22 protein-coding genes are annotated in these 24,161 nt (G+C 74.9%); 13 read left to right on the plus strand and 9 right to left on the minus strand.

Features of this window, described 5'->3' with window-relative positions; genetic code table 11:
• Positions 1–123: 123 nt before the first annotated feature.
• The 3 genes from IEZ06_RS06565 to IEZ06_RS06575 are packed head-to-tail and all read left to right on the plus strand — an operon-like array spanning position 124 to position 4,252.
• The gene (locus IEZ06_RS06565) at positions 124–2,151 is read left to right on the plus strand and encodes an acetyl/propionyl/methylcrotonyl-CoA carboxylase subunit alpha (RefSeq protein WP_189235742.1); all 2,028 of its coding nucleotides are present in this window, start codon (positions 124–126) and stop codon (positions 2,149–2,151) included.
• Positions 2,148–3,089, plus strand: a complete 942-nt coding sequence (locus IEZ06_RS06570; RefSeq protein ID WP_189235743.1) for a hydroxymethylglutaryl-CoA lyase — start codon at positions 2,148–2,150, stop codon at positions 3,087–3,089. Before IEZ06_RS06565 ends, IEZ06_RS06570 begins: the two co-directional genes overlap by 4 nt.
• 8 nt (positions 3,090–3,097) lie before the next feature.
• Entirely contained in the window at positions 3,098–4,252 is a 1,155-nt protein-coding gene (locus tag IEZ06_RS06575) for an acyl-CoA dehydrogenase family protein (protein WP_189235744.1), read from the plus strand.
• 148 nt (positions 4,253–4,400) lie between these two features.
• On the opposite strand, the gene IEZ06_RS06580 is transcribed toward IEZ06_RS06575, so the two are convergent.
• The 3 genes from IEZ06_RS06580 to IEZ06_RS36145 form a co-directional block, all read right to left on the minus strand.
• Positions 4,401–4,835 (minus strand): sensor histidine kinase, encoded by a 435-nt coding sequence (locus tag IEZ06_RS06580; RefSeq protein ID WP_189235745.1) that lies wholly within the window; start codon positions 4,833–4,835, stop codon positions 4,401–4,403.
• 160 nt (positions 4,836–4,995) lie between these two features.
• A complete protein-coding gene (locus IEZ06_RS06585) occupies positions 4,996–5,691 on the minus strand; it encodes an SDR family oxidoreductase (RefSeq protein WP_189235746.1) in 696 nt (231 codons plus the stop codon).
• A 113-nt stretch (positions 5,692–5,804) separates the two neighbouring features.
• The gene (locus IEZ06_RS36145) at positions 5,805–5,975 is read right to left on the minus strand and encodes a VOC family protein (RefSeq protein ID WP_229797836.1); all 171 of its coding nucleotides are present in this window, start codon (positions 5,973–5,975) and stop codon (positions 5,805–5,807) included.
• A gap of 199 nt (positions 5,976–6,174) precedes the next feature.
• Between IEZ06_RS36145 and IEZ06_RS06595 the strand changes: the two genes are divergently transcribed.
• Positions 6,175–6,456 (plus strand): hypothetical protein, encoded by a 282-nt coding sequence (locus tag IEZ06_RS06595; protein WP_189235748.1) that lies wholly within the window; start codon positions 6,175–6,177, stop codon positions 6,454–6,456.
• A 74-nt stretch (positions 6,457–6,530) separates the two neighbouring features.
• On the opposite strand, the gene IEZ06_RS06600 is transcribed toward IEZ06_RS06595, so the two are convergent.
• A complete protein-coding gene (locus IEZ06_RS06600; RefSeq protein ID WP_189235749.1) occupies positions 6,531–7,277 on the minus strand; it encodes a Clp protease N-terminal domain-containing protein in 747 nt (248 codons plus the stop codon).
• 94 nt (positions 7,278–7,371) lie between these two features.
• On the opposite strand from IEZ06_RS06600, the gene IEZ06_RS06605 reads away from it, so the two are divergent.
• Together IEZ06_RS06605 and IEZ06_RS06610 are read left to right on the plus strand one after the other, a co-directional pair.
• Positions 7,372–7,800, plus strand: coding sequence for a DUF6157 family protein (locus IEZ06_RS06605; protein WP_189235750.1), 429 nt, complete (start codon positions 7,372–7,374; stop codon positions 7,798–7,800).
• A gap of 268 nt (positions 7,801–8,068) precedes the next feature.
• On the plus strand, positions 8,069–9,424 hold the full coding sequence (locus tag IEZ06_RS06610) for a glycoside hydrolase family 6 protein (protein WP_189235751.1): 1,356 nt from the start codon (positions 8,069–8,071) through the stop codon (positions 9,422–9,424).
• Positions 9,425–9,581: 157 nt separating this feature from the next.
• Here the strand turns inward: IEZ06_RS06610 and IEZ06_RS06615 are convergent, their stop codons facing one another.
• The 4 genes from IEZ06_RS06615 to IEZ06_RS06630 form a co-directional block, all read right to left on the minus strand.
• On the minus strand, positions 9,582–10,373 hold the full coding sequence (locus tag IEZ06_RS06615) for a class I SAM-dependent methyltransferase (protein WP_229797837.1): 792 nt from the start codon (positions 10,371–10,373) through the stop codon (positions 9,582–9,584).
• Positions 10,374–10,506: 133 nt separating this feature from the next.
• Positions 10,507–12,216, minus strand: a complete 1,710-nt coding sequence (locus IEZ06_RS06620; protein WP_189235752.1) for a hypothetical protein — start codon at positions 12,214–12,216, stop codon at positions 10,507–10,509.
• 64 nt (positions 12,217–12,280) lie between these two features.
• Complete coding sequence (locus IEZ06_RS06625) at positions 12,281–13,333, minus strand: carbohydrate kinase family protein (RefSeq protein ID WP_189235753.1); 1,053 nt, start codon at positions 13,331–13,333, stop codon at positions 12,281–12,283.
• A gap of 6 nt (positions 13,334–13,339) precedes the next feature.
• A complete protein-coding gene (locus IEZ06_RS06630) occupies positions 13,340–14,278 on the minus strand; it encodes a pseudouridine-5'-phosphate glycosidase (protein WP_203871757.1) in 939 nt (312 codons plus the stop codon).
• A gap of 235 nt (positions 14,279–14,513) precedes the next feature.
• Here IEZ06_RS06630 and IEZ06_RS06635 point away from each other — a divergent pair, with 235 nt between their 5' ends.
• From IEZ06_RS06635 to IEZ06_RS06665, 7 genes are all read left to right on the plus strand, one after another.
• A complete protein-coding gene (locus IEZ06_RS06635; protein ID WP_189235754.1) occupies positions 14,514–15,419 on the plus strand; it encodes a LysR family transcriptional regulator in 906 nt (301 codons plus the stop codon).
• A gap of 195 nt (positions 15,420–15,614) precedes the next feature.
• The gene (locus tag IEZ06_RS06640; protein WP_189235755.1) at positions 15,615–17,171 is read left to right on the plus strand and encodes a phytoene desaturase family protein; all 1,557 of its coding nucleotides are present in this window, start codon (positions 15,615–15,617) and stop codon (positions 17,169–17,171) included.
• A 177-nt stretch (positions 17,172–17,348) separates the two neighbouring features.
• The gene (locus tag IEZ06_RS06645) at positions 17,349–18,059 is read left to right on the plus strand and encodes a response regulator transcription factor (RefSeq protein ID WP_189235756.1); all 711 of its coding nucleotides are present in this window, start codon (positions 17,349–17,351) and stop codon (positions 18,057–18,059) included.
• Between the two features lie 7 nt (positions 18,060–18,066).
• Positions 18,067–19,530, plus strand: coding sequence for a HAMP domain-containing sensor histidine kinase (locus tag IEZ06_RS06650; protein ID WP_189235757.1), 1,464 nt, complete (start codon positions 18,067–18,069; stop codon positions 19,528–19,530).
• A 115-nt stretch (positions 19,531–19,645) separates the two neighbouring features.
• Positions 19,646–20,848: a bifunctional glycosyltransferase family 2/GtrA family protein gene (locus IEZ06_RS06655; RefSeq protein ID WP_189235758.1), complete on the plus strand. Its 1,203-nt coding sequence runs from the start codon at positions 19,646–19,648 to the stop codon at positions 20,846–20,848.
• On the plus strand, positions 20,845–22,998 hold the full coding sequence (locus IEZ06_RS37120) for a mannosyltransferase YkcB-related protein (protein ID WP_189235759.1): 2,154 nt from the start codon (positions 20,845–20,847) through the stop codon (positions 22,996–22,998). The genes IEZ06_RS06655 and IEZ06_RS37120 overlap by 4 nt, the downstream gene beginning before the upstream one ends.
• 109 nt (positions 22,999–23,107) lie before the next feature.
• Positions 23,108–23,746 (plus strand): TetR/AcrR family transcriptional regulator, encoded by a 639-nt coding sequence (locus IEZ06_RS06665; protein WP_189235760.1) that lies wholly within the window; start codon positions 23,108–23,110, stop codon positions 23,744–23,746.
• Positions 23,747–23,872: 126 nt separating this feature from the next.
• On the opposite strand, the gene IEZ06_RS06670 is transcribed toward IEZ06_RS06665, so the two are convergent.
• The gene (locus IEZ06_RS06670) at positions 23,873–24,133 is read right to left on the minus strand and encodes a hypothetical protein (protein WP_189235761.1); all 261 of its coding nucleotides are present in this window, start codon (positions 24,131–24,133) and stop codon (positions 23,873–23,875) included.
• Positions 24,134–24,161 lie beyond the last annotated feature (28 nt).

A 24,161-nucleotide genomic window follows, 5' to 3' on the forward strand; every position in this document is an offset into this window, starting at 1 on the left:
CACGGCTCCGCCCGTGCACCCGACCGTGACCGTGGCTCCGGCCACGGCTCCGGCCGCGACCCTGCCCGTGACCCCGACCGTGGCTCCGACCACGGCCCGTCCGCTCCGCCGGGGGCAGCCCTGATGCGCTTCCACACCGTCCTCATCGCCAACCGGGGCGAGATCGCCCTGCGGATCATCCGCACGCTCCGGCGGCTCGGCATCCGCTCCGTCGCCGTCCACAGCGACGCCGACGCCGGCGCGCCGCACGCCCGCGAGGCCGACACGGCGGTCCGGCTGCCCGGCGGCTACCTCGACATCGAGGCGGTCGTCGCCGCCGCCGCGGCCACCGGGGCCCAGGCCGTCCACCCCGGCTACGGCTTCCTGGCCGAGAACACCGCCTTCGCCCGGCGCTGCGCCGAGGCCGGCCTGGTCTTCGTCGGACCGCCCGCCGAGGCCGTCGAGGCCATGGGCGACAAGATCCGCGCCAAGGCGACCGTCTCGGCGGCCGGGGTGCCGGTCGTGCCCGGTGCCGCCGAGCCCGACGACGACCTGCTCACCGCGGACATCGGCTTCCCCGCGCTGATCAAGCCGTCGGCGGGCGGCGGCGGCAAGGGCATGGTGCTGGTCCGCTCGGCCGCCGAGCTGCCGGACGCGCTGGAGTCCGCCCGCCGTACGGCCGCCGCCGCGTTCGGCGACGCGACCCTGCTGGTCGAGCGGTTCGTGGAGGACCCCCGGCACATCGAGATCCAGGTGCTGGCCGACGCCCACGGCAACGTGATCCACCTCGGCGAGCGCGAGTGCAGCCTGCAGCGCCGCCACCAGAAGATCGTCGAGGAGGCCCCGTCCCCGCTGCTGGACGCGGAGACGCGGGCCAGGATGGGCGCGGCGGCGGTCGAGGCCGCCCGGTCCGTCGGCTACGTCGGAGCCGGGACGGTGGAGTTCATCGTCCAGGGCTCCACGGCCGACTACTACTTCATGGAGATGAACACCCGCCTGCAGGTCGAGCACCCCGTCACCGAGCTGGTCACCGGCCTGGACCTGGTCGAGCTCCAGCTCCGGGTGGCGGCCGGGGAGCCGCTCCCGCTCACCCAGGACGACGTGCGGCTGCACGGCCACGCCGTCGAGGCCCGCGTCTACGCCGAGGACCCCGCCCGCGGGTTCCTGCCGACCGGCGGCCGGATCCTCGCCCTGCACGAGCCCGGCGTCCCCGGCCCCGGCCGGCCCGCCACCGACGGGACCGTCCGGGTCGACTCCGGCCTCGCGGCCGGCGCGGTCGTCGGCAGCGACTACGACCCGATGCTGTCGAAGGTCATCGCCTGGGGGCACGACCGGCCGAGCGCGCTGCGCACCCTCGACCGGGCGCTCGCCGACACGACCGTCCTCGGCGTGACGACGAACATCGCCTTCCTGCGGGCGCTGGTCGCCCACCCCGAGGTGGCCGCCGGGAACCTCGACACCGGCCTGGTCGAACGCCGCCTCGGCGAACTGGTCCCGCCCGCGGGCACCCCGGACGACGTCCTGGCCGCCGCCGCCCTGCTGCTGCAGCACGAGCTCGTGCCCGCCGCCCCGGCCGACCCGTGGGACGTGCCCGACGGCTGGCGGCCCGGCGCCGGGGCCGCGTGGACCGTCTGGCGGCTGGAGGGCCCCGGCGGCGTGACCGCGGTCGGGGTGCGCGGGCTGCCCGCCGCCGGGAGCGGGGCCGCCGAGGTCCGCCTGCCGTCCGGCGACGGTGACGGTACGGCCGGCACGGACCGGGTCCTCCGCGCGGACCTGGCCGTGGACGGCTCCGACGTGCTCGTCACCCTGGACGGCGTCCGGCGGCGCTACGCCACCGCCCGCGACGGCGACACCGTCTGGCTCGGCCGGGAGGGGAGCGCCTGGGCCCTGACCCGCCACCACCTGGGCGATCCCGGAGACCGGGCGGGAGCCGGAGCGGCCGGCGACGGCGTGGTCCGCAGCCCGATGCCCGGCACCGTGCTCGTGGTGAAGACGGCGGTGGGGGAGCGGGTCGCCGAGGGGCAGCCGCTGGTGATCGTCGAAGCGATGAAGATGGAGCACACCGTGACCGCCCCCGTCGGCGGGACGGTCGCCGAGCTGCCGGTGCGCGCCGGGCAGGCGGTCGACATGGACGCCGTGCTCGCCGTCGTCCGGCGGGAGGAGGAGTCGTGACGGACAGGGGGGCGCGGCCCGCGCCGTACCGGGCGGAGGGCCTGCCGGAGCGGGTCACGGTCTACGAGGTGGGGCCGCGCGACGGGCTGCAGAACGAGCCGGTGGTCGTCCCCGTCGAGGTCAAGGCCGAGTTCGTGGCCCGGCTCGCCGCCGCCGGGCACACGGTGATCGAGACGACCAGCTTCGTGCACCCGAAGTGGGTGCCGCAGCTCGCCGACGCCGCCGAGCTGCTGGCCGCCGTCGAGCGGGCCCCCGGGGTGCGCTACCCGGTGCTGGTGCCCAACGAGCGCGGCCTGGAGCGGGCGCTGGAGCTGGGCGTCACCGAGATCGCGGTCTTCGCCAGCGCCACCGAGACGTTCGCCGCCAAGAACCTCAACCGGACGCTGGACTCCCAGTTCGAGATGTTCGAGCCGGTCGTCGCGCGGGCGCTGGAGCACGGCCTGAAGGTGCGGGCCTACGTGTCGATGTGCTTCGGCGACCCGTGGGAGGGCCCCACCCCGATCGGCCAGGTCGTCGAGGTCGGCCGCAGACTGCTCGACCTCGGCTGCTACGAGCTCTCCCTCGGCGACACCGTCGGCGTCGGCACCCCCGGCCACGTGGCCGCGCTGATCGGGGCATTCGGCGGCCCCGAGCGGCTGGCGGTGCACTTCCACGACACCTACGGCCAGGCCCTGGCCAACACCCTGGCCGCGCTCCGCGCCGGGGTGACCGTGGTCGACGCCTCCACCGGCGGCATCGGCGGCTGCCCGTACGCCGAGTCCGCCACCGGCAACCTCGCCACCGAGGACCTGGTCTGGATGCTGCACGGTCTCGGCGTGGAGACCGGCCTCGACCTCGGCGCCCTGGTGGAGACCAGTACCTGGCTGGCCGGAAGGCTCGGCCGCCCCAGCCCGTCCCGGGTCGTCCAGGCCCTGTCCAAGGCCCTGCCCAAGGAGTGACAGCAGCGATGAAGCTGACCGAAGAGTACGAGGACCTGCGCAAGACCGTCGAGGCGTTCGCCCGCGACGCGGTCGCCCCGGTGATCGGGGAGCTGTACGAACGCGAGGAGTTCCCCTACGACATCGTCCGCCAGATGGGCCGGATGGGCCTGTTCGGCCTGCCCATCCCCGAGGAGTACGGCGGCATGGGCGGCGACTACTTCGCGCTCTGCCTCACCCTGGAGGAACTGGCCCGGGTCGACTCCAGCGTGGCGATCACCGTCGAGGCCGCGGTCTCGCTGGGCGCCATGCCGATCTACCGCTTCGGTACGGCCGGGCAGCGCGAGCGGTGGCTGCCGAAGCTGGCGAGCGGCGAGATGCTGGGCGCGTTCGGCCTCACCGAGCCGGGCGGCGGCTCCGACGTGCCGGGCGGCATGCGGACCACGGCGGTGCTGGACGGCGGCGAATGGGTGATCAACGGCTCCAAGGCCTTCATCACCAACTCCGGCACCGACATCACCGGAGTGGTCGGCGTGGCCGCGATCACCGGGCGGCGCGCCGACGGCCGCCCCGAGATCTCCACCATCCTGGTCCCGGCCGGCACCCCCGGCTTCACCGTCGCCAAGAAGTACTCCAAGGTCGGCTGGAACTGCTCCGACACCCGCGAGCTCTCCTTCGCCGACTGCCGCGTCCCGGCGGAGAACCTCCTCGGCGAGCGCGGCCGCGGCTACGCGCAGTTCCTGCAGACCCTCGACGAGGGCCGCATCGCGATCGCCGCCCTCTCGGTGGGCCTGGCCCAGGGCTGCGTGGACGAGTGCCTGGGCTACGTCCGCGAACGCCAGGCGTTCGGCCACCCGATCGGCCACTACCAGGCCATCCAGTTCAAGATCGCCGACATGGAGGTCCGCGCGCACACCGCCCGCCTGGCCTACTACCACGCGGCGGAGAAGATGCTGGCGGGCGAGCCGTTCAAGAAGGAGGCCGCCATCGCCAAGCTGGTCTCCTCCAACGCCGCGATGGACAACGCCCGCGACGCCACCCAGGTCTTCGGCGGCTACGGGTTCATGAACGAATACCCCGTCGGGCGCTTCTACCGCGACGCGAAGATCCTGGAGATCGGCGAGGGCACCAGCGAGGTCCAGCGCATGCTGATCGCCCGCGAGCTGGGCCTGTCCGACCTCTGACCCGGAGACACGCGCGGAAGGGGCGGAGGCCGATGGGCCCCTTCCGCGTCGTGGCGGACCGCCGGCGCCGCCTGCACGGCGACCCCGGTCGCCACGAGGCGGGCCGAGGCCCGTGGCCGTGTCTCACGACCTTCTCCCCGCGGTCCGGTCACGGAACCCGGCCCGGCCACCCGCCGCGCGGCCTGCGGGGAACGGCGGCGCTGACCGTGGTTCCCTCTCCCGGCACCCCGTTGACGCTCAGGGCGCCGCCCAGGCGCGCGAATTCGGCGCGCCTGCCGCCCAGGCGGGCTTCGAGGGCGCCGACCGCCCCGTCGCCGTCGGCGCCGATCGTCAGACGCAGCCCGCTGGGGGCCGCGGTGAGGGCGAGGGAGACGGTGCGCGTCCCGGGCCGCCGCTCCATCTCCTGCAGCACGTCGCCGATCGCATCCCGGACGACGTCGCCGACGTGCCCCGGGAGGTCCTCCTCGGGCAGCGCCCATATCTCCACCCTCACCCCGGTCCGCAGGGACCAGGCGGTGAGGTGGTCCTCCAGCTCCCGAGCGAAAGCGGGCGGTGCGCTCAGGAGTAGTTCATCATTCGACACGCTTTCCTCTGTCTCTGCGTGATGGACGGGTATGTGAGCTTGTTTCGACGCTGCGCTCGCCGCCTCCCCGAAGCGGTCCCGACGGATCGCACACCGGGTGCCGGATGTCGGCGGCACGTCAGGCGCCGAGGCGGGAGCTCACCGGGCCGGGGCGGGCGGTTCAGGCGCGCCAGCCGCCGTCCACGGTCAGGTCGACCGCGTTGACGGCGCGGTTCTCCAGCAGGAAGACCGACGCGTCGACGACCTCGGCCATGGTCGGGACGCGGCCGGTGAGGGTCCGTTCCGCGACGACCTGCAGCAGCGCGGCCCGGTCCGCCCAGGACGGGGTGTCGGCCACGACGCCCGGATGGATCGCGTTGACCCGCACCGGTGCCAGCTCCGCCGCCAGCGTGGCCACCATGCCGGTGACCCCGCCGTTGACGATGGACACGGTCGTGGAGCCGGGATACGGCCGCTCCCGGGCGATCCCGCCGAACAGCAGGACCGAGGCGTCCCGGGACAGGCGCGGCGCCAGCGTGTGCACCACCTCGGTGTAACCGACCAGCTTCAGGATCGTCAGCTCGGCAGCCCGCCCGTGGTCGTAACCGGCGAGGGTGTTCTGATCGCGGTCCACGGCGACCAGGGCCAGCCGGTCCACCTCGCCCACGTCGGCGAGCGCGGCGGCCACGGCGCCGGGTTCGATCAGATCCAGGGCGATCCCGCGGGCCGTGCCGGGACCGCCGAGTCCGGCGGCGACCTGGGCGGCCCGGTCGGCCCGGCGGCCGGTCACCACGACCGACCGGCCCCGACGCACGAAGTGCCGCGCCAGCTCCGCCCCGATTCCGCCGGTACCCCCGACGATGACTACCTCACCCATGTGACATGCCCTTCCTCGCGTGCGGCCGTTGCGGACGACGCTAGGAGGGCGCACTTGGAGGACGCTTGGGACGCTCTTGTGGCCGGAGGCCGGGTCGGCGGGCGGTTTCCGGGTCAGGCCGGGCCGAGCAGGTCCCACCGGTTGCCGGCGATGTCCAGGAACACGGCGATCCGGCCGTAGGGCTCCGTGCGCGGCGCGGTCACGAACTCGACCCCGGCCGCCGTCATCCGCCGGTGGGCCGCGTCGAAGTCGTCCACGACGATCGTGACCAGGTCGATCCGCATCCCCATGATCATAGGCGCCTCCGGGCGGATCTTGACGCTTGTCCGGTACCCGAAGAGGAACAGGGGATGATCCCGCGCGCAGGCGTCACCGCGACAGGGCTGCTCGTGCTCTCGCTCGTACTGGCCGGAGCCTGCGGTGACGGCGGTGGCCGCGCGGACGGACGGGTCTCCTCGGAGATCGTGACAGCCGCTGGGGTCGGTGGCCTTCACCCCTGACGGTGGCGCGCTGGTCTACACGGAGGGCGTCACCGTGAAGCGCGTCCCGGCCGATGGAGGAGAGGCGCCGCGGCGCCTCGCGTCGGTGGGACTGGCCGGTACGTCGCAGATCATGCGCTTCAGCCTCGACGGCACCGGCCGGTACCTGCTCTCCACAGACCGGTGGCGGAGCTTCCGGGTCGACCTCACCGACGGTTCGGCCACGTCGTTGCCGATCACCACGGACCAGCGCCCGGCCGAAGGCGACCTCAACGCCGCCTGGTGACGACGTGCCGTCCCCGGCCTGTGATCCGTGGCGGACCGGGGACGGCGCGCCGGAGGCCGCCGTTCCCGCCGGGGTCACTCCTGCGCGCGGGCCGCGGCCGCGACCGCGGCGGCGAGGGCTTCGCTGATGTGGGCCTCGGCGGCGGCCTTGGTGACGCCGAGGCCGGAGAGCACGCCCGTGCCGTCCTCGAGCTCCAGCAGCGCGAGCAGGATGTGCTCGGTCCCGATGTAGTTGTGGCCCAGCCGCAGGGCCTCCCGGAACGTGAGCTCCAGGGCCTTGCGGGCCTGGGGGCCGTACGGGACGAGGTCGGGCACCTGCTCGGCCGCCGGGGGCAGCGCCGCGGCGGCGGCCTGCCGTACGGTCTCCAGGGGCACGTTCTGCGCGACGAACAGCCGGGCGGCGATCGCCTCCGGCTCGCTCAGCAGCCCCAGCACCAGGTGCGCGGGGCCGATCTCGGCGTTGCCCGCCGCCCTGGCCTCGTTCGTCGCCGCCATCACGACGTTCCTCGCCCGGGGGGTGAAGCGCTGGAACCCCTGGTCGGGGTCGAGGTCCGAGGGGTCGCCGGGGGTCTTCGGGACGAAGCGTTTCTGCGCCGCCTGCTTGCTGACGCCCATGCTCCGGCCGATGTCCGTCCAGGACGCGCCCGAGCGCCGCGCCTGGTCCACGAAGTGGCCGATCAGGTGGTCGGCCACCTCGCCGAGGGCGTCGGCGGCGATGACCGCGTCGGAGAGCTGGTCGAGGGCGTCGGAGTGGGCCTTCTTGATGGCCTCGATGAGGTCGTCGAGGCGGACGGGGTTGGTGAGCTGAACAGGCTTCGTCATGCGTCAACCATAGGTTGACGATATCGGACCGTCAACCCAAGGTTGACGGCTTCCGGGACTGCGCCCCTCGGGACCGCTCGGGCATCATGGGGGAGTGGATCTCAACTACTACGACACGCTCATCGCGGTCGCCGAGGACTGTCCGGTCGACGCGGGCGTGGACCCCCCTCTGGGCCGGGACGGGAAGAAGACGATCGCCGTCGTGCAGTTCGAGATGCTCTCGGACCGGCCGGGCGCACTGACCCAGGAGGACGTGCTGTTCGAGACCTGGCTGAGGCGGCAGGAGGGCCTCGGCGCGCTGCCGGAGGCCGAGCGCGCGGAGCTGCGGGCACGCCTCTTCGCCAAGCCGCAGGCGTGCCTGCGGGCCTCGCCCCTGCCGAAGAAGTACGGCTGGGGCCTGCTGTTCGACGCGCAGGGCCGCATCACGCTGTGCCCGATGGAGTCGGAGGACTACCGGCGGATCGCCGCCGGTTCGGTCCCGGACGTCACGGTCCGCAGGGCCATGCGCTCCCGCCGGGGCTGATCCCCGCGCGGTCCGTGCCCGCCGACCGGCCGGACGGCGGCCTCGGGTGCGGGACCCGTGGCCCGATCCTCCCGGCCGGAACGCGGGCGCCGGTGAACGGGCCGGAGCCCGCGTGCCGTCGTCCGCGCTGAAATTTTCATCCCCCGTGAAAGTCGTTCGCACAGCTCAGAGAGGCGCGAGGTGAGGGGGAAACCCCTCGCGGCTAGGTGGGGGAGGGGCGTGCGGCTACTTTGGGAGCGCTCCCACCAACCCCCTAAGGAGCCGTTCGATGTCAAGAAAATCCATTCTGGCCACGGTGTGCGCGGCGCTGGTCGTGGCCTCCGGCGCCGCGGTCTCACTGGCCGCCGGAGCGTCCGCGGCCGATTCCTCCTTCTACGTCGATCCGGAGACCAGTGCGGCCAGGTGGGTTGCCGCCAATCCCGGTGACTCCAGGGCGGCCGTCATCCGCGACCGGATCGCCGCCGTGCCGCAGGCGCGCTGGTTCACCACGACCAACACCTCGGCGGTCCGCTCGCAGGTGTCGTCGTTCGTCGGCGCGGCCGCGGCCGCGGGCAAGACGCCCATCATGGTCGTCTACAACATCCCCAACCGCGACTGCAGCGGCGCCAGCACCGGCGGAGCGCCCAACCACACGGCCTACCGGCAGTGGATCGACGAACTGGCCGCCGGTCTGCAGGGACGCCCGGCCTCGATCATCCTCGAACCCGACGTGCTGCCGATCATGACCAACTGCATGAGCTCCTCCCAGCAGCAGGAGGTCAACGCCTCCATGGCGTACGCGGGCAAGAAGCTGAAGGCGGCCTCGAGCCAGGCGAAGGTCTACTTCGACATCGGCCACTCGGGCTGGCTGGGCGCGGGCGAGGCCGCGGCCCGGCTGCGGGCCGCGGGCATCGAGAGCAGCGCCGACGGCATCGCGCTCAACGTCTCCAACTACCGGTGGACCTCCACCGAGACGGCGTACGCCAAGAGCATCATCTCCGCCACGGGGATCTCCCGGCTCCGCGCGGTCATCGACACCAGCCGCAACGGCAACGGCCCGCTGGGCAGCGAGTGGTGCGACCCGGCCGGCCGGGCGATCGGCACGCCGAGCACGACGAACACCGGCGACTCGATGATCGACGCGTTCCTCTGGATCAAGCTTCCGGGTGAGGCGGACGGCTGCATCGCCGGGGCCGGGCAGTTCGTCCCGCAGCGGGCCTACGACATGGCGATGGCGGCCCCGAACACGCCCACGGCGACCCCGACCGTGACGCCCACCGTGACCCCCACCGCCACGCCCACCGTGACCCCCACGGTGACCCCCAGCTCCACGCCCATCGGCGGGCGGGCCTGCACCGCGGCCTACAAGGTGGTCAACTCCTGGCAGGGCGGCTTCCAGGCCGAGGTGACCGTCAAGAGCAGCGGCAGCGCGGCGCTCTCCGGCTGGACCGTGACCTGGGCCTTCCCGAACGGCCAGACCGTCAGCCAGCTCTGGAACGGCCGGCACACCCAGAGCGGCGCCGACGTCTCGGTGCGGAACGCCGACCACAACGGGAACCTCGCCGCAGGAGCCTCGGCGTCCTTCGGGTTCACCGGCACCGGGAGCGGCGCCGCGCCGTCCTCCGTGAGCTGCTCCGCCGCCTGACCAGGGCGGAGCCCGCGACCCGGTACGGCCCGCGTCCGACGCGCATCCCCGCGGGCCGTACCGGACCCCGTCCGCGGACCGGCACGGGATCGCATCCCGGACCGGCCCGTGAAAGCCCGTGAGCCGGGTCCGCCGAATGAGGATCGGCGGGCCCGGCTCACCGGATTCGGGCGCGGACGGCCACGGTCACGATCGGGAGCTCGAACTCGCCGTCCGAGGTCTCGGGCGTGGAGTCCAGGTAGGCCCTGATCCGGTCCATCAGCTCCGCGCGTTCGGCCCCGGGCATGGTGAGGACATGCGAGTGGGTGCCGATCGTCGCCGCCATGGACGCGGCCGTACGGCGCTGCCCGTGGGCGAACTCGGCCTGCTCCACCCCGAGAAGACCCCTGCCCTCCAGGGTGGCCGCAGGGGACCGCCAGCCCTGGAGCGACACGGTGCTGGCGGCCGTCTCCTTCAGCCCGCGGACCCACGGGACGCGGTCGTCGTCGAGGTTCCAGAGACCGGCCAGCATCCCGCCCGGCGCCAGGACGCGGCGCATCTCCGGCAGGGCCCGGTCGAGGTCGAACCAGTGCATCGCCTGCCCGACGAGGACGGCGTCGACCGAGCCGTCGGGCAGCGGGATCTCCTCCGCGCTGCCGGGCAGCGACCGGACCTCCGGCAGGGCCCGGCGGAGCTCACCGAGCATGGCCGGGTCCGGCTCCACCGCGACGACGGCCGAAGCGCCGCCCGCCTGCCGTACCAGCACCTCGGTCAGCTTCCCGGTCCCCGCCCCCAGGTCGAGCAGGCGCGGCGGCGTGCCGCCGGAGACGGGTTCCAGCGCCCAGCGCACGGCGTCGGCGGGATAACCGGGACGCTCCCGGGCGTAGGCGGCGGCCTGGCCGCCGAACGACGACGCGCGCGGGGCGAGGGCGCCGGGATCGATCCTCCCGAAGGCGGCTGGGCTGTCCACCGGCACACGATAACCCGGAAACCGGGCCGGGTCGCTCCCCGTGGCACGGTGCGCGCTCCCGCCGGACGGTACGTGGCGGCATGCGATGACGCGTGGCGGCGGGGCGGCCGGGGCCCGGTGACGGGCGCGGGGGTCAGCTGGGCAGCTGGGCCTCCAGGCGGTAGCCGTCCACGGTCACGTAGACCTGGTCGCCCGGCCGGGCGTTCAGGCGCATCAGCACGGGCTGCAGCGAGTCGAAGACCGGGTGGTCCCGCCAGACGAGGACCACCGCGTTGTCGCCGGGGCCGGTCACCGACAGCAGCGTGCCGGGCCGCATGCCGAGCCGGGTGGCGTACCCCTCGGGCACGGCCACCGGCGCCCCGCGCAGGTGCTCGCTGGTGACCTCGATCCGCTGCCAGCGGCTGGGGTCGGTGGCCGGGTTGGGCGGCGGGGGCATCGGGGCGCGCTCCCGCTGGCTGGTGATCAGGTGCGGCCGGCTGTTGCCGGACAGCGCAGAGAGCGCAGCCAGGGCGGCGCGGGGGTCGATCGAACCGGCGTCGACCTGGGGGATCGGCTGGCCGCCGCGGTGGTGGCCGTTGGCCCCCGGCGTACGGCGGGGCAGTTGCTTGGTGCCCGTGCCGTCGGACGCGGCGGAGGACTCCCCGGGCGCCGCGGACGCGGCGAGCGCGTCCAGCCACGCCTGCGCGGAGTGGGTGCGGATGCCGAGCTGATGCTCCATGAGCGCGAAGACGTCGGCGTCGTCCGGTTTGCTCGCGAGCAGCTGGGTGGTCCGCTCCCGCAGGCCGCCCAGGTCGCCGACGACGAGCCAGCCGTCCTGGAGCCGCCGGTCGGGCATGAGGGTGACGAGGACCCGCCAGAGCGGGGTGCCGAGCGTGGGGACCCCGACGGGGTGCGCGGGGTCGGCGCCGATGAGCTGGTCCTCGGTGGCGGCGGCGCCCAGCCACTCGGTGAGGCCGAACATGTGGCCGGTCAGCGGGGCCGACTCCGAGGAGCGCAGCCAGAGCAGGATGCGCTCCTCGGCGGCGCGCTGGGCCGCCGAGAGGGCGCCGAGGTCGGCGTTGAGCTTGTGCGCCAGCGCGCGCAGGCTGATCGGGTCGACGGCGAACAGGCGGTCCACGGCGACGGCCCGCTCCAGCGGGCTCCAGTCGCGGAACATGTTGTCCACCAGGCGCACCAGCGGGTAGTCGCTGATGTCGACCCGGGGCGGGGCGGGCGGGGCCGCCGGGGCGGGCCGCTGGGGCAGCGGGGCCGGGGCGGTCTGCGCGGGAGCCGGGGCCTGCGCGGGCACCGGGACGGTCGGCGGGGCCTGGGCGGGCACCGGGACGGTCGGCGGGGAGGAGACGGCGGGGGCGGCCTGTACGGCCGGTGCGGCGGCGGGGGCGGTCTGCGCGGCGGCGGGCGCGGCCTGCTCGGTGAGTCCCGGGATCCGGCCGAGCACCTCGCGGAACATCGCGGTGACCACCACCTCGGGGGAGGCGGGCACGGCGGATCCGGTGAGGTCGCCGGCGGTCAGGCGGCGCAGCCGGGACCAGCCGCCCAGGCCGGCGATGGCCGAGCGCGCGGGCTCCGGCCAGCCGGGGAGGGTGGGGTCGACGGTGTGCACGTGCAGGGCGGGCAGCACGTCGCTCAGCGGCAGGTGCTCCCACCGGGCGACCGAGAGCCGGGCCAGCCGGTCGCAGACCCAGTCGAGCCCGGCGGTGCCGAGGGCTTTGGGGAGGGTGACGGAGGACCACCAGCCCGCCGGCAGGCGGGGGTCGGCCAGGGCTTCGGCGACCTGCTGCTGACGGCTCCAGCGCAGGGCCGGGACCAGATCACTCAGGCAGATCGATGACTCGGCATCCATCGGTTGACCGCAACCTCCCCAAAGTGACGCATGTGGCTAATGGTGCAGCCTACGCCGCAAGCTATCAATTGGTCTTAAGAGGGTAAAGCTGGTTGGAACCCAGATCAGACCGTAGGATACGCGGACGACCACCGATGACCGTAACAGCTTCGGCGCCGGCCCGGCTCCCCGCTTCCAGTGCGGCCTCGTCGTCGGCCCCCGCCAGCAGGGCCGTCAGCAGCCCGGCGGCGAACGCGTCCCCCGCTCCGGTGGAGTCCACGGCCTGGGCGGCGACCCCGGGGACCCGGGCGACCGGACGGCCGCGCCGGGCCATCACGGCCCCCTGGGAACCGAGTTTCACCGCCGCCGCGCCGTACCGGAGGCTGAGCCGCTCGGCCGCCCGCTCGGCGGAGGTCTCGCCGGTCAGCAGCAGCGCCTCGTCGCGGTTGGGGATCACCAGCCCGGCCGGTCCGGTCTCGCGGACGAACCGCTCGGTCCCGAAGTCCCGCAGGAAACCCGTCGAGGCGGGGTCCACGCTGCTGGACAGGCCGCGCCGGCCGGCCTCGGCCAGGACCAGGCGGGCCAGCAGCAGGCCGGGCTCGGCGAAGAGGAGGTAGCCGGACAGGTGCAGGTGGGCCACCCCGTCGAGCAGGGCCGGGTCCCAGTCGGCCACGCCCAGGCGGCCGCCCGCGCCCCGGTTGGTGAGCATGGACCGCTCCCCGGTCGCGTCGACCACGGCGATCACCACGGCGGTCGGCCGTTCCGGGTCCGTGCGCAGGTACGGCCGGACCCCGGCCCGCCGCAGCTCGGCCTCGTGCCAGCCGCCGGTGTCGGCGCCGACCCGGGCCAGGAACCGCACGTCCGCGCCCAGGCGGGCGGCCCAGGCGGCGGTGTTGGCCCCCGAGCCGCCCGGGCGCAGCTCGATGTCGGCGGCGGTGTCCGTTCCGGCGGCCAGACCGGCGAACCCGGCCCGGCCGTGCAGCGCGACGACGTCGGTGACCACGTCGCCGACCACCAGCAGGCCCCTGCCGCCCGCGGTCCTCTCGGATCCCGCGGCGTCCTCGGACCCCGCGGCGTCCTCGGACCCCGCGGTCCTCTCGCGCCCCGCGGCGCCTTCGGGTCCCTCGGTGTCCTTCACGGGATGTCAGTCCTCCCCGCTCCAGGACCGGGCGATCCTCGCGGCCAGGCGGACGTTCCCGCGCACGGCGGCCAGGTTCGCCTCCAGCGAGGCGCCGCCGGTGCCGCGCACCAGGTACCCGAGGAGGAACGGGGTGATCGCCTGGCCGGTGACCTTCTCCCGATCCGCCGCGGCGAGCGCCTCGGCGAGCACGCGGTCGTGCAGCTCCGGGTCGAGCTGCCGGTCGCGGGGGACCGGGTTGGCCACGATCAGGGCGGTCTCCGGGCCGCCGAGGGCGTCCTGGGCCCGCATCGCGGCGGCGGCCTCGTCCGGGGTCTCGATCCGCCACTCGACCGGCTCGCCGGAGGTGTGCAGGTAGAAACCGGGGAACTCGTCGGTGCGGAACCCCGCGACGGTGACGCCCCGGGTCTCCAGCCGCTGCAGGGTGGCCGGGACGTCCAGGATCGACTTCACCCCCGCGCACACGACGGTGATGCGGGTACGGCTGAGCGCGTCGAGGTCGGCCGACTCGTCCTGGTCGGCGGTCCACCCGCGGTGGACGCCGCCGAGCCCGCCGGTGGCGAAGATCCGGATGCCGGCCCGGGCGGCCAGGAACGAGGTCGCCGAGACCGTGGTCGCGCCGCTCGCCCTCAGCGCCGCGGCGAGGGGCAGGTCGCGGGCGCCCAGCTTGCGCAGCCCGGTCCCGGTGGCGATCCGCTCGAGCCCGGCGGAGTCCAGGCCGATGCGCGCGACCCCGTCCAGCACCGCGATGGTCGCGGGGACGGCCCCCTCCTCGCGGACGATCTCCTCCAGCTCGGCCGCGACCTCCAGGTTGCGGGGCTGGGGGAGACCGTGCGAGATGATCGTGGACTCGAGGGCCACGACGGGGGAACCCTGCGCCAGCGCCTCGGCCACCTCCTCGGAGGGGCGGAGCATGCTGTCGAGCGGCTGCCGGGTGGTACGCATGAGCGGGTTCTGTCTCCTGGATCCGGGGCCGGGCGGTCGCCCGGCTGGAACGGCGCAAACGGTCGTTTCTGCTTCAAACAAGCACGTTACGGCATGGTAGGGCGGCGCCCGCCCGGAGCCCGGACGGCAACGGGAGTGAGGCAGTAAAGAATCTACATTGTAAAGGGGAAGGGTGTCGCGCGTCCCGGTGAAGGCCGCAGGCCGCCATCGGGAGGCCACGCCATAGCCTGGGGCTATGAGCACACTGCCCGACCTCGAGTCCCTGCGGTTGCTCGTCGACGTCGAGAGACTGGGGAGCCTGGGGCAGGCGGCCCGGACGGCGGGCATCGCCCAGCCCTCGGCGAGCAAGCGGATCGCGCTCCTGGAGCGCCGCCTCGGCCTGACCCTGCTGGAACGCACCCCCCGCGGCTCCACCCTCACCTCCCAGGGGACGATGATCGCGGCCTGGGCGGCGCAGGTGCTCGCGGCGGCCGAGGAGCTGATGCGCGGGGCGGAGGCCGTGCGGCACGCGCGGGCGGCGCACCTGCACATCGCGGCCAGCATGACCGTGGCCGAGTACCTCCTGCCGCGCTGGCTCGGAGAGCTGCAGAGCCGTGAACCGCAGGTCCAGGTCGGGCTGGAGGTGCAGAACTCCGCGGAGGTGGCCAGGCTCGTCGGAGGAGAGGCGGGCGGGATCGAGCTCGGGTTCGTGGAGGGGCCCTCGGTGCCGCAGGGGCTGGCCTCCCGGGTGGTGGCCGCGGACCGGCTGGTGGTCGTGGTCGCGGCGGGCCATCCGTGGGCGCGCCGCCGTACGCCGCTGCTCGCCGCGGAGCTGGCCGCGACCCCGCTGGTGGTCCGCGAGCGCGGTTCCGGCACCCGGGAGACCCTCGACCGGGCGCTGGCCGGGCACGCCGTCGCGGCTCCCCGGCTGGAGCTCGGTTCGAACACCGCGGTCAAGGGCGCCGCCCGCGAGGGCTCGGCCCCGGCGGTGCTGAGCGGCTACGCGGTCGAGGGGGAGCTCGCCACCGGGCGGCTGGCCGAGGTGGCGACCGCCGGCATCGACCTGGAGCGCAGCCTGCGGGCGGTCTGGCGCCGGGGGCGCCCGCCCACCGGTCCCGCCGCGGTCCTGCTCTCCATCGCCCTCGGCACGGCCAGGGGCTGACCGCGCGGGCCGGTCGGGCGGGTCGGGTGCGAGGGGGCCGAGGGGGCGGTCCCCGGGTGTGAGGGGGGCGAAGGGCCGGTCGGCCGGGCGCGAGGAGACCGTGGAACCGGCTCCGGCCCGGTGGCGGACCCGCGGCCGCTCCGGGCGTGCGAGAGCTATAGACCTGTTTGTCTTTTTCGATATATGGTGCCCGGCATGGCATCCGCCGAGCCGACGCCCCCGGTCCGCTCCCGCCGCGCCTCCCGATATGACGTCGTCGTCGCCGGAGGCGGCCACAACGGCCTGGTCGCCGCGGCCTACCTCGCCCGCTCCGGCCGCCGGGTGCTCGTCCTCGAACGCCTCGGCCACGTGGGCGGCCTGGCCGTCTCGGCCCGGGCGTTCCCCGGGGTCGACGCCCGGCTGTCGCGCTACTCCTACCTGGTCAGCCTGCTCCCGGCCAAGGTCGTGAAGGACCTGGGGCTCGCGGTGGAGCTGCGCCGCCGCCGGTACGCCTCCTACACGCCGGTGGGGGAGACCGGCCTGCTGGTGGACGGCGGCGACGCCGGCCGCACCGCCGCGTCGTTCGCCCGGGTCACCGGCGGGACCGCCGACCTCGGCGCCTGGCGGCGCTTCTACGCGATGACCGCGCAGGTGGCCGCCCGGATCGCGCCGACCCTGCTCGAACCCCTCATGAGCCGTACGGCGATGCGCGACCTGGTGGGCGCCGAGGCCTGGCGCGAGCTGTTCGAGCGGCCGATCGGCGAGGTCGTGGACGAGCGGTTCGCCGACGACACCGTGCGCGGGGTGGTGCTCACCGACGCCCTGATCGGCACCTTCGCCGACCCGTGCGACGAGAGCCTGCTGGCCAACCGGTGCTTCCTGTACCACGTGATCGGCGACGGCACCGGCGAGTGGAACGTCCCGGTCGGCGGGATGGGCGCGGTCTCCGGGGCGCTGGCCGGGGCCGCGCGGGCGGCCGGGGCGGAGATCCGCACCGGGGCCGAGGTCGTGGCGGTCGACCCCGGCGGGGAGGTGACCTTCCGCGACGGGACCGGGGAGCACGCGGTCACCGGCGAGCGGGTGCTGGCCAACGTGCCGCCCGCCGTACTGGCCCGGCTGCTCGGCGGCGGCGATGACGGGCCCGCGCCGGAGGGCGCCCAGCTGAAGATCAACATGGTGCTGTCCCGGTTGCCCCGGCTCAGGGACCCGGAGGTCGACCCGGCGGCGGCCTTCAGCGGCACGTTCCACGTCAACGAGGGCCGCGAGCAGCTCGCCCGCGCCCACGCCGAGGCCGCGCGGGGGGCGATCCCGGGCCTGCCCCCGGCCGAGGTGTACTGCCACTCGCTGACCGACCCCTCCGTCCTCGGTCCGGAGCTGCGCGCGGCCGGGGCCCAGACGATGACCCTGTTCGGCCTGCACATGCCCGCCCGGCTGTTCCGCGCCGACCCCGCCGGAGCGCGGGAGGAGGCGGTGCGCGCGACGCTCGCCTCGGTGAACCGGGTCCTCGCCGAACCGGTCGAGGACTGCCTGCTGCGCGGCCCGGACGGCCGCCCCTGCCTGGAGGCGAAGACCCCGGTGGACCTGGAGGCCGAGGCGGGCCTGCCCGGCGGGCACATCTTCCACCGCGACCTGTCCTGGCCGTTCGGCGAGCCCGGCAGGTGGGGGGTGGAGACCGGTTTCGAGCGGATCCTGCTCTGCGGCGCGGGCGCCCGGCGCGGCGGCGGCGTCAGCGGCATCCCCGGGCACAACGCCGCGATGGCGCTGCTGTCCTGACGGCCGCGGGCCTTCGCGCGAGGGCGCCGCGGTCGTGGGCCCTCGTGCGGGGATCCGCTGCGGTGGTGGGCCTTCCGCGCGGGGATCCGCTGCCGCCCCGACGGCCGCAGGTCTTTCCCGCGGGAACCTCAGGGGTCCTTCATGAGCCTCTCATGATGGGTCTCTAGCGTTGCAGGCATGGGCGACGGTGAGGCGGCGCGGGTGCTGGTCGTGGACGACGAGCCCGCGCTCAGGGAGGCGCTGCAGAGCAGCCTGGAGTACGAGGGCTACCGGGTGGGCCTGGCCTCCGACGGGCAGGCCGCGCTGGAGGTCCTGGAGCGGGAGCCGTACGAGGTGGTGCTGCTGGACGTGATGATGCCCCGCCTGGACGGGCTGACCGCCTGCCGCAGGCTCCGGGCGGCCGGCAACCACGTGCCGGTGCTCATGCTGACCGCGCGCGACGCCGTGGGCGACCGCGTGTCCGGGCTGGACGCCGGGGCCGACGACTACCTGGCCAAGCCGTTCGAGCTGGACGAGCTGCTGGCCCGGGTCAGGGCCCTGCTGCGGCGCGGCGCCCTGGCCGCCCCGGCGGCGGAGCAGGACTCCGGCGTGCTCGTCTGCGGCGACCTGCGGATGGACACCGCCGGCCGGGACGTCACCAGAGCGGGCGTCCCGCTGGAGCTGACCCGGACCGAGTACCTGCTGCTGGAGCTGTTCATGGTGCACCCCCGGCAGGTGCTCACCCGCGAGCAGATCCTCAGCGAGGTGTGGGGCTTCGACTTCGAGCCGTCGTCCAACTCCCTGGACGTCTACGTGATGTACCTGCGGCGCAAGACCGAGACGGGCGGGCTGCCCCGGCTGATCCACACCGTCCGCGGCGTCGGCTACGTGCTGCGGCCCTCGCCGTGAGGACGCCGTGAGGACGGGTCCCCGCTCCCTGCGCTCGCGGCTCACCCTGCTGGTCGCGGCGGCCGTCGCGGCGGCGATCGCGGTGTGCGCGGGCGCCTGCTGGTTCCTGGTCCGCTCCGAGCTCCTCGACCAGGTGGACCGCTCCCTGCGCAGCCCGAAGGGACCGCAGGGCGTCGAGTGGATCGAGCGGTACTGCTCCGGTGCGGAACCGGACCGCCCGCCGCCCCGGCTGGCCCTCCTCCAGCTGGTCGACGCGGCCGGCCGGACGTGCGCCGTCGGCACCGAGGTCGAGGTCGTCCCGGGCGACCGGGAACTGGCACGGGCGCCCAGGGGCACGGAGGCGTTCCGGGACGGGACGACCTCGGAGGGGGACGAGGTCCGGGTGCTGGTCCAGAGCGTCGGCGGAGGCCTGGTGCTGATGGAGTCCCGGCCGTTGGAGGAGTTCCGGTCCACGCTCACCGCGCTCGCCGGGATCCTGGCCGGGGTCGCCGCGCTCGGCGTGGTGGGCGCGGCGACCGCGGGCCGGCTCATCGCCCGTACGGCGCTGCGGCCGGTGGAGCGGCTGACCGGGGCGGTCGAGCACATCGCCAGGACCGAGGACCTCGGCACCCGCATCCCGGTCGAGGGCACCGACGAGCTCGCCCGGCTCGGCGCCTCCTTCAACGCGATGACCGCCGCGCTGGCCGGGGCCCGGGAGCGCCAGCGGAGGCTGATCGCCGACGCCGGGCACGAGCTGCGCACCCCGCTGACCAGCCTGCGCACCAACATCGACCTGCTGCTGCGCAGCGAGGACTCCGGCCGCCCGCTGGAGCCCGCCCCCAAGTGCAGGCTGCTGGCCGGCCTCAAGGCCCAGTTCGAGGAGATGTCCACGCTGGTCGGGGCGCTGCTCCAGCTCTCCCGGGGCGACAGCGAGCACGCGCCGCGCGTCGAGGTGGCCTTCCACGAGGTGGTCGGGGCGGCCGTGGAGCGGGCCCGGCTCCGCGCCCGCGACCTGCCGATCGAGACCGACCTCGGGCCCTGGTACGTCCACGCGGACCCGGCCGCGCTGGAGCGCGCGGTGGTCAACCTGCTCGACAACGCGGTGAAGTTCTCCGCGGACCCCGGCGACGGTCCGGAAGGCGCCCGGCCCGGCTCCGGCGACGGCCCGGGAGACGGCGGCCCCGGCGGCCCCGGTGGTCCCGCTGGTTCCGGCGGGGGGCGGGGGCCGGTGGTCGTACGGCTCCGCGACGGTGAGCTGACCGTCCGCGACCACGGTCCCGGCATCGCCCGTGCGGAGCTGCCCTACGTCTTCGACCGGTTCTGGCGCTCGCCCTCGGCCCGGAGCATGCCGGGTTCGGGCCTGGGGCTGGCGATCGTGGCGCAGGCCGTACGGGAGGCCGGGGGAGAGGTCGCCCTGGAGAACGCCGACGACGGCGGGGCCGTCGCCCGGCTGCGCCTTCCCGGCTCCCTCGCGGCGGGCGGCGGAGACTGACTTCCGGCATCCCTGTTTTTCTCACCCTGCGTTAACGGTCGCCTCAGGATCACCCAAGACCGCGTGCCGAATCTGGGGTCATGAGAGAGCAGAACCGCCATCCGCGGGGGGAAGCATGGACCGGCTGACGGTTCCGGCGCCGGTGCGCACCCGGCTGGTCGAGGTCGTCGTGCCCGTCCACAACGAGGAGCGGGTGCTGGCCGAGAGCGTCCGCCGGCTGCACGCCTACCTCACCGGGACCTTCCCGTACGGCTTCCGCATCACGATCGCAGACAACGCCAGCACCGACGGGACCTGGCGGATCGCCCTGGACCTGAGCCGGGAGCTGCCGCACGTGCGCGCCGTCCACCTGGACGCCAAGGGCCGGGGCCGGGCGCTGCGCAGGGTGTGGTCGGAGAGCGCCGCCGACGTGGTCGCCTACATGGACGTGGACCTTTCCACCGACCTGGACGCGTTCCTGCCGCTGGTGGCCCCCCTGCTGTCGGGCCACAGCGGCCTGGCCATCGGCACCCGCCTGTCCCGGGGCTCGAACGTGGTGCGCGGGCCCAAGCGGGAGTTCATCTCGCGGACCTACAACCTGATGCTCCGCGGGGCGATGGGCGCGGGCTTCTCCGACGCCCAGTGCGGGTTCAAGGCGGTCCGCACCGAGATCGCCCAGGCGCTGCTGCCGGCGGTCGAGGACGAGGAGTGGTTCTTCGACACCGAACTGCTGCTGCTCGCCGAGCGGCACGGGCTGCGCATCCACGAGGTGCCGGTGGACTGGGTGGACGACCCCGACAGCCGGGTGGACATCGTCAGGACCGTCATGGACGACCTGAAGGGCATGGCGCGGGTGGCCCGCAGGGCCCTGTCCGGCCCGGTCCGCCTCCCGGTCCCGCCGCGGGTCGGGAACGCCCGGTTGCCCAGCGGCATGGCCCGCCAGCTGCCCAGCTTCGCCGTCATCGGCCTGGTCAGCACCCTGGCGCACCTCCTGCTGTTCGTCAACCTGCGGCTGCTGGTGCCCGCGGTGGTCGCCAACGGCATCGCCCTGGTCGTCACCGCCGTCGCGAACACCGCCGCCAACCGCCGCTTCACCTTCGGCGTCACCGGGCGCGCCGGGGCGCTGCGCCACCAGCTCGAAGGCGGTCTCGCCCTGGTCGTCGGCTTCGCCCTGAGCACCGGCGGCCTCGCCCTGCTGGACGTCCTCATGCCGGACGCGTCCACCACCGCCGAGGTCGCCGCGGTCGTCGCCGCCAACGCCCTCGCGACCCTGGTGCGCTTCCTGCTGCTGCGCGTCTGGGTCTTCCACCCCCGCCGTGTGAAGGAGCCTGCCCGATGAACGGCCCCGTCCCCGCAGCCTCCACCGATCCCGGAGCGGTCCCCGGCGCCCCCGCCGCTTCGGACGCCGTCCCCGTGCAGGACGATCCACGGGGGGCTCCGCGCGGCGCCCGGCACGCGGGTCCGGCCGCCGGCGCGCCCCGGTGGGCGCGTCCCGGCCTGTGGGCCGTGCTGGCGCTGGCGGCCTTCCTGTACACGTGGGCGCTCGGCCGGAACGGCGACGCCAACGGTTACTACGCGGCCGCGATCCTGTCGGGCACGCAGAGCTGGAAGGCGTTCTTCTTCGGCGCGCTGGACGCCGGGTCGTTCATCACGGTGGACAAGCCGCCGGTCGCCCTGTGGGTGATGGGCCTGTCGGCGAGGGTCTTCGGCTACGGCACGTGGAGCATGCTCCTGCCCCAGGCGGCCGCGGGCGTCGCCTCCGTCTGGGCCGTGCACTCGGCGGTGCGGCGCTCCCTGGCGGAGCTCCCGGGCCACGCCTCGTGGGCCGCCGGGCTGGTCGCGGCCCTGGTGATGACGCTGACCCCGATCACGGTCGCGATCAACCGGGACAACAACCCCGACACGGTCCTGGTGCTGCTCCTGGTGGCGGCCGCCTGGTTCTGCCTGGAGGCGATCCGCGACGGCCGCACGCGCACGCTGGTCGTCTCGGCCGTCCTCGTCGGTTTCGCCTTCAACACCAAGATGCTCCAGGCCTACCTGGTGGTGCCGGCCTTCGCCCTGGCCTACCTGGCGCTGGCACCGGGCACGGTGTTGCGCCGGTTCGGCCGCCTGCCGGCCGCGGGCGCGGCCCTGGGCGTCTCCAGCGGGTGGTGGATGCTCGTGGTCGACCTGTGGCCGGCCGGGAGCCGTCCCTACGTCGGCGGCAGCACCGACAACTCCGTCTGGGACCTGGTCATCGGGTACAACGGCCTCGGCCGGATCTTCGGCGGGAACGGCCGCGGAGGCGGCGGCGGGTTCGGCGGGGAGCCGGGCGCGGGACGCCTGTTCAACGACGTCCTGGCCGGTCAGATCTCCTGGCTGCTGCCCTTCGCGGTCCTGGCGCTGACCTGCGGCCTGGTCCTGGCCGGCCGCAGGTCCCTGCCCGGCGCCCGCGCGGCCCTGCTGCTGTGGGGCGGCTGGCTGGTCGTGCACTACGCGGTCTTCAGCTTCTCCAGCGGCACCTTCCACCCGTACTACACCACCGCGATGGCCCCGGCCGTCGCCGCCCTCACCGGGCTCGGCGGAGTGCTGATGTGGCAGGCCCACCGCGAGTCCCCGGTGTGGGCGTGGGCGCTCCCGCTCGGGATCGCGGTCACCGGGGCGTGGTCGTTCACCGTGCTGCGCCGCAGCTCGGACTTCGTGCCCTGGCTGGCCTGGGCCGTGGCGGGGGCGAGCGCGGTGGCGGTGCTCGGGCTGGTCGCGGCCCGCCTCGGGCGGCGGACCAGGCTGCGGATCGCCGCGGCCGCGCTGCTCGCCGGGGTGCTCGGCGGTCTGGCCGGTCCCGCCGCCTACGCGCTGACCCCGCTCGGTTCGGCCGTCAACGGGACGAATCCGACCGCGGGCCCGGCCGGAAGCGGTGGTCCCGGCGGCATGCGCGGCTTCGGCGGGACGCCGGGCGGCACCCGGCCGGGTTTCCCCGGCGACGGGGCGCGGCAGGCCCCGCCGCAGGGCCCCGGAGGCGGCGCGGACGCCGGGGCGGGTACCACGGCGGACGGTGCCGCGGACGGCCCGGTGGCGGACGGCGCCGCGGGCGACGCCGCCGCGCGCGGCGACGGGATGCGGGGAGGCCCCGGCGGGTCCCTGAGCGCGGAGATGATCGCCTATCTGAAGGAGAACCGGGGCGGGGCGACCTGGCTGGTGGCGGTGGGCAGCGCGCAGAGCGCTTCCTCTGCCATCCTCTCGACGGGCCTGCCCGTCATCGCGATGGGCGGTTTCACCGGAAGCGACCCCGCCATGACCGCGGACCGGCTCCAGGAGCTCGTCGCCTCCGGGCGGCTGAGGTACGTGATGCCCGGCGGCGGGCGGAGCGGCCCCGGCGGCGGGGGCTCCTCGGAGGTGAGCACGTGGGTGCAGGCCAACTGCACCGCCGTCGCAGCCTCCGAGTACGGCGGCACCGGCGCCCCGGAGGGCACCACCGGTACCGGGCAGTCCCTCTACCGCTGCGGCTGAACCGCGTGCCTCCCCCGTCCCCGGCGTACCTGCCGGACCGTCCGCACCGGCGGACCCGGTGGCCGTCGCCGGACGGGGCGGGGGAGGCGCGCTGCTGTAGTCTTGCGCCGTGCAGAGCGGAGAAGGGGCGCGCGGCAGCCGCGCGGACCAGGCGGACCAGCGGCGGGCGGAGCTGCTCGAAGCCGCCCGGAGGGTCGTGCTGGAGCGGGGGCTGGCCGGCACCCGCGTCGCCGACATCGCCAGGGCGACGAACGTGAGCGGCGGACTGATCCACTATCACTTCGCCACCAAGGACGATCTCATCACCGAGATGCTCCGCAGCACGACCGAGTCGGAGATCCAGCGGCTCAGGGAGATCGTCGACGGCCCGGGGACGGCGGTGCAGCGGCTGGACAGCGTCCTGCGCCTGTGCATCCCGGCCTCCCGGGACGACCAGGGCTGGATCCTCTGGCTCGACGCCTGGGCGGTCGGGGTGCGCGAGGAGCACGTCCGGACCATCCTGCTGGAGTTCGAGGGCGCCTGGATCGAGATCCTCCGCGAGGTGATCACGCAGGGCGTGGCGCTGGGGGAGTTCGCGTGCGACGACCCGCAGGGCGCGGCCGAGCGCCTCGACGGCATGCTCGACGGCCTGGCCATCCGCTACACCCTGGACGCCGGGAACATGTCCAGGAGCAGGCTCCTGCACCACGCCCGCGTCGCCGCCGCCCGCGAGGTGGGCCTGGACCCGTCGGTCTTCCCCGTCTCCTGAGCGGGCCCGGACACGCGCCGGAGGATCGTCCTTCCCGGGCGCGGACATCGGGAGAACCGGCCCTCCCGGGCACGGACCTCCGGAGGACGCGGGTCCTGCGGGCGGGGCCCGGCCGGGACGCCGCGCTCAGGCGGGCATGGCCGCCAGGAGGTAGGCCAGCCGGGCCGCGGCGGCCTCGACGTCGTCGGCGCTGCCGAGCCGGTAGCCCCACGAGGTGATGAAACCGCCGTCCGGCGCGCAGGTGACGGTCTCCGCCAGGGTCTCGCTGAACCGGTTGCGGACGCGGACGTAGGCGGGGTCGCCGAGCGAGACGCCCGACAGGGACAGGTCGGCGTGCGAACGGGTCGCCGTGGCGAACCTCTCCAGACAGGACAGCGTGTCGAGCATCGTGCCTCACCTCCGTCCCGTCGAGGAT

The organism is Planomonospora antibiotica, from assembly GCF_014647955.1.
Classification (GTDB): domain Bacteria; phylum Actinomycetota; class Actinomycetes; order Streptosporangiales; family Streptosporangiaceae; genus Planomonospora; species Planomonospora parontospora.